The organism is Pedobacter sp. AC464, assembly GCF_979253075.1.
Map to the genome: position 1 here is coordinate 1,666,344 of NZ_CEEDBV010000002.1, position 13,366 is coordinate 1,679,709.

Below are 13,366 nucleotides of genomic sequence, written 5' to 3' on the forward strand. Positions count from 1 at the left end.
AAGAATCTATAATAAAATCAATCAACGGAATAATTTTCCGTCCTTTGCTCAATTATTTCAAATGTGAAAAATATGGTTATGAAGAAAATTTTACCCTTTATATTATTTATGCTCACGATGGGTGAGTTAAGCGCTCAATCACAATATCAACCTTATTCATACCAGTTTTATCAGAAACTTAACAGAGAAGTTTACAGTCCCGACACTCGTTTCCATACGAGTTTGAAACCATTTTTTATAGATGATAGCCTGTTGGTTGATCATGGTAAACTGCTTTTAAGTGTTGGCGTAGATTCTTTAAGACATTCATGGGTTAGCAGAAAGTTATTTAATGAGCATTTGATAGATATTCAAAAGCCAGACTATACTTTTTACGCTGATTTCCTGCCAGACTTTCAAATCGGCAAAGACTTTTCAGGCAAACAAAATGTATGGTTAAATACCAGAGGTTACCAGGTTGGCGGTACCGTTGGCAAAAAGTTTTCATTTTACACCAGCGGCTTTGAAAATCAAGGCCAGTTTGCAAAGTATTATACAGACTATGCCAGGAGCAAGAATGTGGTTCCAGGTCAGGCATATAACAGAGATTATGGTTCAAACGCGGGCAAAACATCTTTAGACTGGTCGTACGTAACAGCCCTGATTTCGTATACGCCAATTAAATATTTAAATATAACCGCAGGGTACGACAAAAATTTTATTGGTGATGGATACCGTTCAATGCTTTTATCAGACGTGGCATCACCTTATCCTTTTTTAAAACTAACAGGTAAATTGGGCAACGTGCAGTATATGGCTTTATGGGCAGCAATGCAGGATCCAAATGCACCCAAATTATCGTACGAATCTGGAAACAGGAAGAAGGGTGGCGTTTTCCATTATCTCGACTGGAATGTAAATAACAGATTATCTATAGGCTTTTTCGATTCTATTATCTGGGGGCAGACAGATGATTTAGGTAATAACAGAGGCTTCGATTGGGGTTATGCGAATCCAATAATTTTTCTTCGTCCGGTTGAAGCCTCCAGTGGCTCGCCAGACAATTCTTTAATAGGACTTACAGCCAAATACAAAGTTGATAAGCAACTTGCCGTATATGGGCAGTTTTCGCTGGATGAATTTGAAGCCAAGAACTTCTTTTCAAATAACGGCAGTTCCCGCAATAAATATGGCTGGCAGCTTGGTATCAGAGGCGCAGATGTTTTTAAAGTAGAAAACTTAAATTATTTACTAGAATATAATACTGCCAAGCCATACACTTACACCGGCAGAACAAGCATTGTTAATTATGCAGCTTACAGCGAACCATTAGCCCATCCTTTTGGTGCGAATTTTAGAGAACTGGTTGGCATTGCAAATTATTCTTACAAGCGGTTTGATTTTACGGGCCAACTCATGTATGCTAAATATGGTTTAGATTTAAATGGGCAGGATTATGGCAAAAACATATTCATTAATTATTTAGAGCCTGCAAATCAATTCGGAAATTATACAACACAAGGGTTGCGTACCGACCTGTATTACGCAGAGGGTAGAGTAGCTTATATTATCAATCCGAAATATAACCTTCGTTTGGAAATGGGTGGCCTATTCCGCAGGGAACGCAATGCAGTTGGTGCCACGAATGCCGGAATCATCACTTTTGGATTACGTAGTTCGTTCAGGAATTTGTATACGGATTTCTAGTTGCTGGAAACACATAAATAATAAAGGCCTCATCTGAATAACAAATGAGGCCTTTTTTTTATTATTGAAGCTGATTCGGTTAGCCTACCATCGTATTGGTTGTACGTTTAACGCCAACTTTTCTAACGGCTTCAATTATCGATGCCTTATCATAACCACATTCTGCCCAAAGTTCTGCCTGTTCGCCATGCTCAATAAATTGATCAGGAATACCAAGGCGAACCATGTTAGACGTGTAGCCATTATCGGCCATAAATTCTAACACTGCAGAACCTACGCCGCCTTGAAGCGTTCCATCTTCTACAGTAATAATATGTTTATATTTTGAGAAAACCTCATGAAGCATTTCCTCATCTAATGGCTTAACAAAGCGTAAATCGTAATGGGCAGGGTAAAGGCCTTCGCTGTTTAATTCGGCTCTCGCCTCTACTGCAAAGTTGCCAACATGGCCAATTGTAAGTAAGGCAACCTCCTCGCCATCACAAATTTTACGTCCCTTTCCAATTTCAAGCGCCTTGAATGGTCGTTTCCAATCCGGCATAACACCGTTTCCACGGGGATAGCGGATTACGAAAGGCCCTGCATTTTCAAGCTGTGCGGTATACATTAAGTTTCGCAGCTCCTCCTCGTTCATCGGTGAAGAAACCACTAAATTCGGGATACAACGCATAAAAGCGATATCATAAGCGCCATGGTGGGTTGCACCATCGGCACCAGCTAAGCCTGCTCTGTCTAAACAGAAAATAACATTAAGTTTTTGTATGGCAACGTCATGGATAACCTGATCGTAAGCCCTTTGCATGAAACTTGAGTAGATGTTACAGAAAGGGACGAGTCCCTGTGCGGCTAAACCTGCAGAAAAAGTTACTGCATGTTGTTCTGCGATACCCACATCAAAAGCACGTGTTGGCATAGCTTTCATCATTATATTTAATGATGAACCAGATGGCATTGCCGGCGTAATACCAACAATTTTATCATTTGCCTCTGCCAATTCAACCATTGTATGGCCAAAAACATCCTGGTATTTTGGCGGCTGTGGCTTATCAGGAATACTTTTTTTAATTTCACCTGTAATTTTATCGAACAAACCTGGCGCATGCCATTTCGTTTGATCTTTTTCTGCCAATGCAAAGCCTTTACCTTTTACCGTGACACAGTGCAGCAATTTCGGACCAGGAATATCTTTTAAATCTTTTATAATGGCAGCTAAGCGTTTAACATCATGCCCGTCAACAGGTCCAAAATATCTAAAGTTTAGCGATTCAAATAAATTACTCTGCTTAAGTAAAGTGCCTTTTATGCTTTTCTCGATTTTCTTAACATACTTATGGGCATTAGGTCCTAATTTCGAAAGTCCTGTTAATACCTGAGATATATCATCGCGAAAGCGATTGTAAGATTTTGAAGTTGTAATGTTTGTAAGGTATTCTTTTAAGGCGCCAACATTGGGGTCGATAGACATGCAGTTGTCGTTCAAAATTACCAGAACATTACTGTTTTCGATTCCTGCATGGTTTAAGCCTTCAAACGCCAGGCCTGCAGTCATGGCGCCATCGCCAATTACCGCGACGTGTTGCCTGTCGGTTTCGCCTTTAATCTGCGAAGCTACAGCCATACCCAGCGCTGCCGAAATGGAAGTAGAAGAGTGCCCAACACCAAATGTATCGTACTCACTTTCGCTAATTTTGGGGAACCCACTAATGCCTTTGTAAATACGGTTTGTGTGGAAAAGATCGCGGCGGCCAGTTAATATTTTATGCCCGTAAGCCTGGTGCCCAACATCCCAAACAAGTTTATCATAAGGTGTATTTAAGGCATAATGAAGTGCAACCGTAAGCTCTACAACACCTAAACTGGCGCCAAAGTGGCCACCGTTTACACTCACAATATCAATAATATATTGACGTAATTCCTGGCTTATTTGTTCTAAGTCAGCTTCACTAAATTGCTTTAAATCAGCAGGATAGTTAATTTTAGATAATAGGGGGCCAGCTTTTACTTGCATTCGGTATTTTGGGTAAAAAACAAGATACAAAGAAAGGTATTTTTGTTCTAATATTTAAGAAAAAAAAGTTCAATAAACACAACCAGGCCCGCGTTATTAAAATGTAGGCTTAATTTAATGCAAACATTTGATTAACATGCATTTTAAATTTCGAGGTATTAAAATGTATTTGATATTTCAGTATGTTTGTTTTTAGCAATGCAAGCAGAAAATTTTGAAATAAAACTTCCCGTTTTTGAAGGCCCGTTTGACCTGTTGCTGTTTTTTATAGAACGCGACGAGTTAAACATACAGGACATTGAAATTGCCAAAATCACAAATGATTTTCTCGCCTACATTCACAAGTTGCTGGCCCTTAATGTTGAGGTTGCGAGCGAGTTTATCCTCGTGGCCGCCACGCTGATGCGCATTAAATCGAAAATGCTGTTGCCAAGAATCGAGGTGGATGATTCCGGGAACGAAATTAATCCTGAGGAGGATTTAATTGCGAGGCTCATTGCATACAAACAGTTTAAATCTGTAGCCGAAGAACTGAAAGTTTTCGAACAGGCAAGAATGCAGCAAGAACGAAGGGGAAATATTGAGCTTGATTTAGCGCTGGCTGCAGAATCGTCTGTCCACCAGGATGAACTTCTATCCCTCGATTTGTACAAGTTGTTGATGGTTTATCAAAAAACCATGGAGAAATATGAGCTGCGGAGCCAGGAGGTTAAACACACAGTTGTCCAGTATCCTTACACTATCGAGCAGCAAAAAAATTTTATCACCAATCTTTTAAACATTAATAAACAACTCGATTTTGCGCTCGTATTAAAAAACTCAGAAAATAAGGTGCACTTTGTTTATAATTTCTTGGCGATTTTAGAAATGCTGCAACAGCAAATCGTTGAGATAAGCATTGGTAGTGGCTTTAATAACTTTAATGTAAAAGCAATGGCATAATAGGCGCCTAATTAACTTGTAATTTCTTACTTTTGCCAAAAAAATAACAAACCCAATATAAGGATGAAACGCGACAACCAAATTTTTGAACTTATTGATAAAGAGCTAAACCGCCAGGAGCACGGCTTAGAGCTTATCGCATCAGAAAACTTTGTGAGCAAGCAGGTTATGGAAGCCGCTGGCTCCGTACTTACAAATAAATATGCCGAAGGCTTGCCAGGTAAACGCTATTATGGCGGTTGCCAGGTTGTAGATGTGGTAGAGCAAATTGCTATCGATAGGGCAAAACAATTATTTGGTGCAGCATGGGTTAATGTACAGCCGCATTCTGGTGCACAGGCAAACGCTGCGGTAATGCTTGCAGTTATTCAGCCGGGCGATAAAATCTTAGGTTTTGATTTGTCGCATGGTGGTCACCTAACGCATGGTTCTCCAGTAAACTTTTCAGGGAAGTTGTACCAGCCATTTTTCTACGGTGTAGATAGAGAAACAGGCTTAATAGATTATAAAAAGCTCGAAGAAGTTGCACTTGCAGAAAAACCTAAATTGATTATTTGTGGTGCTTCAGCGTATTCGAGAGAGTGGGATTATGCTTTTATTCGCTCAGTAGCCGACAAAGTTGGGGCGTTGGTTCTGGCAGATATTTCGCACCCGGCGGGCTTAATTGCAAAAGGGCTTTTGGCTAATCCGCTGCCACATTGCCATATCGTAACCACTACAACGCATAAAACTTTACGTGGTCCTCGTGGCGGTATGATTATGATGGGACAGGATTTTGAAAACCCGTGGGGTTTAAAAACACCGAAAGGCGAACCGAGAATGATGAGTAATTTGCTCGACATGGCAGTTTTCCCGGGTACGCAAGGTGGACCATTAGAGCACATTATTGCAGCTAAAGCGATTGCTTTCGGCGAGGCGCTAAGTGATGAATACGGTGTTTACATTAAGCAGGTTGCCGCAAATGCCCAAGCTATGGCGAAGGCCTTTGTTGCAAAAGGTTACGGCATCATATCAGGCGGAACAGATAATCACCTGATGTTAATCGACCTTCGTAATAAAAACATAACCGGTAAAGTCGCCGAAAATGCGCTTGAAAAAGCAGAAATTACCGTAAATAAAAATATGGTTCCTTTCGATGATAAATCACCTTTCGTAACTTCTGGTATCCGCGTAGGTACGGCAGCAATTACCACCCGTGGCTTGAAAGAAACAGAGATGGAAAAAATCGTTGAGTTGATTGACCAGGTTTTGACTAATCCGGACGACGAAGCAAATTTAAGCGCCGTTAAAGCTGAAGTTGAGCGTTTGGTAAGTGCATTTCCACTTTATAAATAAAACATTCACCGAAAGGTTGAAACTGAAAATTAATTAGGACAGTCTCTTGGAAAAAAACTCTAAAATATACGTTGCCGGACATCGTGGGATGGTTGGGTCAGCCATTTATCGCAAGTTGCAGAAAGAAGGTTACACCAATATTGTAACCAAGGTTTCGGCAGAATTGGATCTTCGTAACCAGCAGGCGGTAGGTGATTTCTTTGCTGAAGAAAAGCCTGATTACGTTTTTCTTGCTGCTGCGAAAGTTGGTGGCATTGTTGCAAATAATACCTACAGGGCCGATTTCCTTTTCGAAAATCTGGCGATTCAAAACAACGTTATACATAACGCCTATTTAACTGGCGTTAAAAAACTGATGTTTTTAGGCTCGAGTTGTATTTATCCAAAAATGGCTCCGCAGCCGTTAAAAGAAGATTACCTGTTAACAGGTACGCTTGAGGAAACAAATGAACCTTATGCCATTGCGAAAATTGCGGGTATAAAAATGTGTGATGCCTACCGCGATCAGTATGGCTGTAATTTTATTTCTGTTATGCCAACCAATTTATATGGCTATAACGATAACTACCATCCACAAAATTCGCATGTGTTGCCAGCCTTAATTCGTAAAGTACACGAGGCAAAGATTAACAATGAAGAGCAGGTTACCGTTTGGGGTTCTGGTTCGCCGATGCGCGAATTTCTTTTCGCTGATGATTTGGCGGATGCCTGCTATTTTTTGATGGAAAATTACAATGAGCCAAATTTGATTAATATTGGTGTTGGTCATGACTTAACCATTAAAGATTTAGCGCTTCTAATTAAAGATGTTTTGGGCTACGAAGGAACGCTAGTTTTCGATGCAAGCAAACCAGATGGCACGCCGCGTAAATTAATGGATGTTAGCAAACTTCACAACTTAGGTTGGAAACATAAAATTGAATTGCCCGAAGGAATTGCTTTAGCCTATGATGATTTTTTGAGCAGATATTAGTTTGTTTGAATTGAGATAATTCAGAAAACGCCCTGTATTTTTATGCAGGGCGTTTTTGTTTGCCCTAAATTTTAGAAGCCCTGTAAAAAGTAAAGGGCCGATATTCTTTTGAAGAAATATCGACCCTTACCATCTAAATTAACGCTCTCGAATATATAACGCACCGAATTCTAAAATGTTTTAGAAAGTTAAAAAAAAGCTAAAAGTTTTCATAACATCCTAGCGTGGAAGGGAAAGTTCTGTTTGTGTTTGTTAAATCTCTATTTAGATAGCTGTTAAAGTAAGGATCTCCACTTAAGTCCACGCCTTGCTTTAGTGCCGCACTTCCATTAGAAACCCTGAAGTTTGCTGACGTTTTTGATGTAAACCTAGGGTCGGCATTAATAATGTTTTGTGCAGTGAAATTGGTGGCAGTTGTTTTAATTAGATTGCGATTAATCTTGTTCTGCGGAGCAATACCGGGCTTATTTTGAATGTTCAGTTCGTTCTCCAAATCTCCCCAGATTATATTATTTGTTAACTCGATTTCTAACTTATTGTATGCTTTCGCTGATAAATAATCAGAAAAGGTTAATGCTGCATTTTTGCGTGGAAAGTTAGGGTTTATCCCAGCAAAAGTGTTTTGTTTTAGGTTGTACTTTCCACCACCGATGGCGTAAATTAAGTAATTTCCACAATTGTAAACCAAGTTATTAAAAGCAATTAATTCTGAATGGTAGCCAATATAGGCAGCAACCTGCATGTTTTTAATTACGTTGTTGCTTAATATTAATTTTGGATTTGCATTGGCCGATAATGAATCTGAAGTAACTGCGACGGATGCATTTTTGATAATTGCATGCTTGATTACACCGCCACCATTCTGTTTAAAATATAGCCCTTTCCATTGTCCGGGTTCATCCTCATATGCGTCTTCCAGCCTGTCGCTACAGAAATTTATCGGCGCATTAGGCGAACCATTTGCACTTAAAAAGCCTTCGATATTCATTGTCGCATCCTTGTGGAAATAAACCTTTGCTCCGGGTTCTACCGTTAAAGTTGCACCGTTCTTTACCGTCACTGCTCCGTTTATAATGTACGGCAGGTTTTTAGTCCAGCTGATAGATTTATCAATATTTCCATTATTAATAAAAACTGCATTCTGTCCGTAAGCTAAAAGCTGGATTGTTTTTTTATTTCCGTTTGAGGTCAGGATGATAGAATCCTGAACTAAAAAAGCTGTGCTTTTGGCATCGGGATTTATAGTTACTTTAACAAAAAGGTTTATCGAATCCTGTCCGTTTAAAACCAGGTTGGTTGTACCTAAAGTATTTTGTCCATTAATGTTTAGCCTAAATGAAGATGCGTTTCCGCCTGAAAGCTTAATCTCCGAAATATTAAGTGCACCAGCATTTTTGTTTGAAATCTTAATTCTTTTGGTTGTAGAGCCAATGCTTGTGAAAATGGTGTCGAAGAGTATGCTGTCTGCTGAGAACGAAAGTTTGGCATCAGCATCTGTAGTAATGCGCTCATCTTTCCGGCAAGCCGATATCATAATCACAATTAGAAATAATAGGCTAACGAGTTTAGGCATACATCAAATATGAGGAAATTATTCTGCGAATGCCAAAGCTGCAATGCTTACCATTGCTGCGCCATTTTGGAGCAATACATTTGCGCATGCTTCAAGCGTGGCGCCGGTCGTAATAACATCATCAACAAGCAAAACGTGTTTGTTTTTAATTGCTTCTTTGTTCTGGACCTCAAAAACCTGCTTCATATTTTCATACCGGTTGTATCGGCTCTTTTTTGTCTGGCTTTCTGTTGAAATGGTTCTAATTAGCGTATCTTCACTAAAGGGCACATCCATCTTTTCAGCAATGCCCTGTACAATAAAAACACTTTGGTTATAGCCTCTCAAACGCTGTTTTTTTTGGTGCAAGGGCACCGGAATAATCAAATCGATATTTTTATAAAGCGGACTATTATTTAGCCGTGCGCCCAGCAGGCTGCCGAGCATTAGCCCAACATCAGTTTTGCTGTTATACTTTAGGTTATGAATCAGGTTTTGAACTTTAGCACCTTTTCTAAAATATAACATTGCCATCGCGGCGTTCAATGGTAATCGTCCCCAAAGCTGTTTGGCAACGCGGTTATCTGCATGGATATGATAATCTGTATAGGGCAGATCGTAAAGGCATTTGGTACAAATCAGACTTTCATTTCGAAACAAGGAAGTTCCACAGGCGTTGCACAAATTTGGAAACAAAAGCGCAATCAAATCAGCGCCCCAATGCCTGAATATTGATTTGTTTGAATTTAGAATTTGCATGGTGAAGCGATGCTATTAGCTATATTAAATATAACATTTCCGGCAACATTTCCAAAATGTAAGCATCTTAGCTTACCGAAACTAAATTAAGCCTTCGCTTCTTCTTTCACGGCAAGTTGCCCACATGCGGCATCAATGTCTTTTCCACGGCTACGGCGAATGTTGGTATTTATGCCCTGGCTTTTCAGGTAATTCGAAAAGGCATCAATTTTATCACCTTCGGCATTAGTAAAATCAGCAAAAGAAATTGGATTATACTCAATTAAGTTAACCTTGCAGGGAATGTGTTTACAAAACTTTGCTAAATCCATCGCATCAGAAATTTCATCGTTAAAATGATTGAAAACGATGTATTCGTAAGTAACCGGATTTTTAGTTTTAGCAAAATAATATTTCAAGGCATCAGCCAGCGCTTTTAAAGAATTTGCCTCATTAATTGGCATAATCTCGTTTCGTTTTTTATCGTCGGCGGCGTGTAGCGAAAGTGCCAGATTAAATTTAGCACCATCATCACCAAGCTTTTTAATCATTTTCGCAATTCCGGCTGTTGAAACTGTAATGCGTTTATAGCTCATGTTTAAACCATCTGGAGCGGTAATGCGCTCTATTGATTTAAGTACATTTGCGTAATTTAAAAGCGGTTCGCCCATGCCCATGTAAACAATATTGGTTAATGGGTTATTGTAGTTTTGTTTTGCCTGCTTATCAATCAATACAACCTGATCGTAAATTTCGTCGGCATTAAGATTGCGTTTACGGTCCATATAACCGGTGGCGCAGAATTTACAAGTTAAGCTACAGCCCACCTGCGAACTTACACAAGCCGTCATCCGGTCTTCCAGAGGAATCAAAACGCCCTCTACAATATTTCCATCTGCTAAGCGAAAGGTATTTTTAATCGTATGATCGTTACTAAACTGCGAGTTGTTAACCTGAACAGCGTTAATGGCGAAACTATCATCTAAGGCTTTGCGCAAATCTTTAGAAAGATTGCTCATTTCATCAAAATTAGTTGCCGATTTTTCCCATAACCACTGGTAAATTTGTTTCGCCCTGAAAGCAGGCTGCTGCATTGCAACCAGATGTTGCTGGAGCTGTGGCAAATCTAATGAGCGGATATCGGTTTTTTTTGCTGTTCTTTCTAACATTTTATTTTTCCTGTAATAACCCGACGCGGAAATTATGAAGATCTTTGATCGTTTCTTTCCGCCAGGTGAATCTTTGTGTCGCGACAAATGATTCATGCAAAGGTACTTAAAAAGCCTCTAAGCTGAAACAGTAATGCGTAATGCACACATTTGAAATTCAGAATTTTACAAATTTTTGGCTTATCTTCCTCTTTGTCTGCCGTTTGATTTTCCTGTTGCCCTGCCTTGCGCAGACTTTGCATTTCTGCCTGAAGAACTCTTTTTAACGCCCGCTTTTGCAGATGCATTTCCTGAAGATTTTTTTGCTCCTGGTTTATGAGCAGGTTTTGAGGGTTTGAAAGATTTTTTGGGCTGTTCTTGTTTTTCTTCAGATATTTCTTCCCAGGAATTGGTTTTCTTTTTGGTGTTTTTCGGTTTTGATGCCGCCTCTGATGAAGACTTTTCAACACTTTTCATGATGTCCTTCAGTTCCGCTTCCGAAAGTTCCCTAAACTCTCCGGCTGGGATGCCTTTGAGGTTAATGTTCATAATTCTGGTACGCTCCAGTTTAGTTACTTCATAGCCAAAATGTTCGCACATCCTTCTGATTTGCCTGTTCAGCCCCTGAATTAAAATAATATTGAACACAAACGGCCCAACCTGGCGCACTTTGCATTTACGCGTGTTTACGCCTAAAATCGGTACGCCGTTACTCATTTCGAATATAAAATCTTCAGTAACCGGTTTGTTAACGGTAACCAAATACTCTTTCTCATGCTTATTTCCGGCCCTTAAAATTTTATTAACAATATCGCCGTTATTGGTTAAAAAAATTAAACCAGATGAATCCTTATCTAAACGACCGATCGGGAAAATCCGCTCACTATGGTTTACATAATCAACAATATTATCTTTAACATTTGATTCAGTAGTGCTGGTTATCCCAACGGGCTTGTTAAAAGCCAAAAGAATAAAGTTCGACGCTTCTTTCGGTTCAATGTTATGTCCATTCACCATTACACGGTCGCCCGCCAGCACCTGGTCGCCGATTTTTGCTCTTTTACCATTGATAAAAACCGTCCCCTTTTCGATAAATCTATCTGCCTCGCGGCGAGAACACAAACCACTTTCGCTAATAAATTTGTTTAACCGGGTTGCAGAGTTGTTGTTCATACTGCAATTTTACGGAAATAAATTGTTTAATTAATCAGAGTTTCGACGGCGATTTCGCAGTTAAACCAACGCCTAAAATAATTTGCCACCGAAACCCTGATTCCCATCAAAGGCTTTTGCATGCCTTTTTTGCTGCTCGGCTTCAGTGGCAAATAAGCTAATTAAACCCTTTCAGCTAATTAAAAATTCTGTTCGTCTGCACTTGGTCCGTAGCTTCCCGGAATCGGAATGTTTAACAACCTTAAGTAAACACCCAACTGTGCCCGGTGATGAATCGTTTGGCTAAAAGCAATCCGCATCATTTCATATTTGGTTAAATCGCCTAAAATTTGCTCGCCATTCCTTAAAATCCACTGTTTATCAAAGGCTTGTAAGTCCGCTTTTTCCAGTTCAGCTTTGCCGTTTTCATAGCTTTCTGTTAATATCCTAAGCAAATCTTCATTGCTTTCTACCTTTTTTTCTTCGTAAGGTGCTGTTGCGAAGTCTAACCCATCGGTTGTAAAGGCCAAAGTTACCCAACTCGGTAAATCGGCAATGTGGCTCGCAAGCGATTTCATTTTCATGCTTTTTTCATGCGGCGCCCAGTCAAATTTATCGACAGGTACCAGCGCCAAAAATTTTTTTGTAGTGTTAAACTCGGCTTCGAATTCTTTCAGTAATGCTTTAATAATGTCCATGTTCTTGTGTTTTGTTCGTTCAATTGTATTTAATTCCATTAATAATAGGTCTGCTATGCTCATGGTGTTTTAGTTTTGTAATACAAAAGAAACAGGAGCGGGTGACAACCCTATGGCAGTGTAAAAATTATTTGAAATTTTTTTTAGAAAAGCAGTATTCGGTAATTCTTCGCTTAATCAGTTCCCGCCATTCGCTTTAATACGTTGTTAACCGAAAACGTTAACACTGCGTGTTCGCTGCTGTCGGGTTTATTAAACCCAATATAATGCACATCTGTTAAGCCTGTACAGCAAGGTGATCAAACCAGGTTAGGGGAGTTTAAAAATTTACTGGCAGCATGCTCATGTAATCACTTAATGGCATGTGCTCGGTTTTTAAGAAAGCTTTGTTAAGCGTTTGCAAAGAAATGATCCTGGTTAAATTAAAATCACGGTATTGATTTCTGAAATGGCACCAGGCAATAAGATGCCAGCTAAATGCATAAAATATTAAACCAATGGGTTCCACTTCGCGTTTACTCGTTTCGTCTTTCGCATTTTTATACTCGAGCGCTACCATGTTTCTTTCAGATATTGCCTGTTGAATAAGCGAGAGGTATTCGTAGTTAAATTTCAAACGATCAGGAACCTGCAACTTAATGTGCTGGTTCATCATTTCAAGCTTTTCTTTCTGACTCGTTTTTAAAACCGCCTTAACCTTGGTAAGGGCTGCCACGTAATGCGATCGGATTGAGTTATCGGCAAAACCATTAACCAAACTTTCTACAAGAAGTAAAGCATTTGCCTCATCCATATTAAAAGAAACTGGCGGCAAAAAATAGCCCTGAACTAAAAAATAACCCTTGGGCTGTTCAAAACCAACGGGTATGCCCTGTTCCTGTAAAGCTTTAACGTCTCTGTAGACGGTGCGAATACTTATGCAAAACCGCTCAGAAATTTTCTCGGCAGTTATGTATTTTCTCGACTGGAGTAGCGTTAAAATCCCAAAAAGGCGATCGATGCGGTTCATTAGTTTTGGCTTGGTTAAAAGTATAAAAATTGCCAGAAAAACATGGAATCTACAGAAACTATTCTTTTAAGCTTTGATATTTTCTGAATTGAGGGGTCTTAATTTCTTTCCGATTTATTTTGCAG

At 39.5% G+C, this 13,366-nt stretch carries 11 protein-coding genes; 4 read left to right on the plus strand and 7 right to left on the minus strand.

The genetic code is table 11. From position 1 onward, the window contains the following. Window positions 1-78 precede the first annotated feature (78 nt). Window positions 79-1,686: a gliding motility protein RemB gene (locus AC0IWT_RS18160; RefSeq protein ID WP_471798237.1), complete on the plus strand. Its 1,608-nt coding sequence runs from the start codon at window positions 79-81 to the stop codon at window positions 1,684-1,686. 79 nt (window positions 1,687-1,765) lie between these two features. Here the strand turns inward: AC0IWT_RS18160 and dxs are convergent, their stop codons facing one another. Next, complete coding sequence (gene dxs / locus AC0IWT_RS18165; RefSeq protein ID WP_471798238.1) at window positions 1,766-3,694, minus strand: 1-deoxy-D-xylulose-5-phosphate synthase; 1,929 nt, start codon at window positions 3,692-3,694, stop codon at window positions 1,766-1,768. A gap of 198 nt (window positions 3,695-3,892) precedes the next feature. Between dxs and AC0IWT_RS18170 the strand changes: the two genes are divergently transcribed. From AC0IWT_RS18170 to fcl, 3 genes are all read left to right on the plus strand, one after another. Further along, the gene (locus tag AC0IWT_RS18170) at window positions 3,893-4,636 is read left to right on the plus strand and encodes a segregation and condensation protein A (RefSeq protein ID WP_471798239.1); all 744 of its coding nucleotides are present in this window, start codon (window positions 3,893-3,895) and stop codon (window positions 4,634-4,636) included. Between the two features lie 63 nt (window positions 4,637-4,699). Continuing rightward, a complete protein-coding gene (gene glyA, locus AC0IWT_RS18175; RefSeq protein WP_471798240.1) occupies window positions 4,700-5,971 on the plus strand; it encodes a serine hydroxymethyltransferase in 1,272 nt (423 codons plus the stop codon). Window positions 5,972-6,017: 46 nt separating this feature from the next. Further along, window positions 6,018-6,944, plus strand: a complete 927-nt coding sequence (fcl, locus tag AC0IWT_RS18180; protein WP_056872065.1) for a GDP-L-fucose synthase — start codon at window positions 6,018-6,020, stop codon at window positions 6,942-6,944. Window positions 6,945-7,143: 199 nt separating this feature from the next. Here the strand turns inward: fcl and AC0IWT_RS18185 are convergent, their stop codons facing one another. The 6 genes from AC0IWT_RS18185 to AC0IWT_RS18210 all read right to left on the minus strand — a co-directional run bounded on the left by AC0IWT_RS18185 (window position 7,144) and on the right by AC0IWT_RS18210 (window position 13,241). Beyond that, window positions 7,144-8,517: a hypothetical protein gene (locus AC0IWT_RS18185; RefSeq protein ID WP_471798241.1), complete on the minus strand. Its 1,374-nt coding sequence runs from the start codon at window positions 8,515-8,517 to the stop codon at window positions 7,144-7,146. An 18-nt stretch (window positions 8,518-8,535) separates the two neighbouring features. Then, the gene (locus tag AC0IWT_RS18190; protein WP_471798242.1) at window positions 8,536-9,255 is read right to left on the minus strand and encodes a ComF family protein; all 720 of its coding nucleotides are present in this window, start codon (window positions 9,253-9,255) and stop codon (window positions 8,536-8,538) included. Window positions 9,256-9,341: 86 nt separating this feature from the next. Next, entirely contained in the window at window positions 9,342-10,403 is a 1,062-nt protein-coding gene (gene rlmN / locus AC0IWT_RS18195) for a dual-specificity RNA methyltransferase RlmN (protein WP_471798243.1), read from the minus strand. A 180-nt stretch (window positions 10,404-10,583) separates the two neighbouring features. Continuing rightward, window positions 10,584-11,555: a 23S rRNA pseudouridine(2604) synthase RluF gene (gene rluF / locus AC0IWT_RS18200; RefSeq protein WP_471798244.1), complete on the minus strand. Its 972-nt coding sequence runs from the start codon at window positions 11,553-11,555 to the stop codon at window positions 10,584-10,586. 179 nt (window positions 11,556-11,734) lie between these two features. After that, window positions 11,735-12,295, minus strand: coding sequence for a DinB family protein (locus tag AC0IWT_RS18205; RefSeq protein WP_471798245.1), 561 nt, complete (start codon window positions 12,293-12,295; stop codon window positions 11,735-11,737). Between the two features lie 256 nt (window positions 12,296-12,551). Then, on the minus strand, window positions 12,552-13,241 hold the full coding sequence (locus AC0IWT_RS18210; RefSeq protein ID WP_471798246.1) for a helix-turn-helix transcriptional regulator: 690 nt from the start codon (window positions 13,239-13,241) through the stop codon (window positions 12,552-12,554). Between the last annotated feature and the right edge of the window lie 125 nt (window positions 13,242-13,366).

Bases quoted from the DNA above. Each gene is read 5' to 3' on its own strand.
- AC0IWT_RS18160 (WP_471798237.1), top strand. From the start codon at position 79: ATGAAGAAAATTTTACCCTTTATATTATTTATGCTCACGATGGGTGAG.
- dxs (WP_471798238.1), bottom strand. From the start codon at position 3,694: ATGCAAGTAAAAGCTGGCCCCCTATTATCTAAAATTAACTATCCTGCT.
- AC0IWT_RS18170 (WP_471798239.1), top strand. From the start codon at position 3,893: ATGCAAGCAGAAAATTTTGAAATAAAACTTCCCGTTTTTGAAGGCCCG.
- glyA (WP_471798240.1), top strand. From the start codon at position 4,700: ATGAAACGCGACAACCAAATTTTTGAACTTATTGATAAAGAGCTAAAC.
- AC0IWT_RS18185 (WP_471798241.1), bottom strand. From the start codon at position 8,517: ATGCCTAAACTCGTTAGCCTATTATTTCTAATTGTGATTATGATATCG.
- AC0IWT_RS18190 (WP_471798242.1), bottom strand. From the start codon at position 9,255: ATGCAAATTCTAAATTCAAACAAATCAATATTCAGGCATTGGGGCGCT.
- rlmN (WP_471798243.1), bottom strand. From the start codon at position 10,403: ATGTTAGAAAGAACAGCAAAAAAAACCGATATCCGCTCATTAGATTTG.
- rluF (WP_471798244.1), bottom strand. From the start codon at position 11,555: ATGAACAACAACTCTGCAACCCGGTTAAACAAATTTATTAGCGAAAGT.
- AC0IWT_RS18205 (WP_471798245.1), bottom strand. From the start codon at position 12,295: ATGAGCATAGCAGACCTATTATTAATGGAATTAAATACAATTGAACGA.
- AC0IWT_RS18210 (WP_471798246.1), bottom strand. From the start codon at position 13,241: ATGAACCGCATCGATCGCCTTTTTGGGATTTTAACGCTACTCCAGTCG.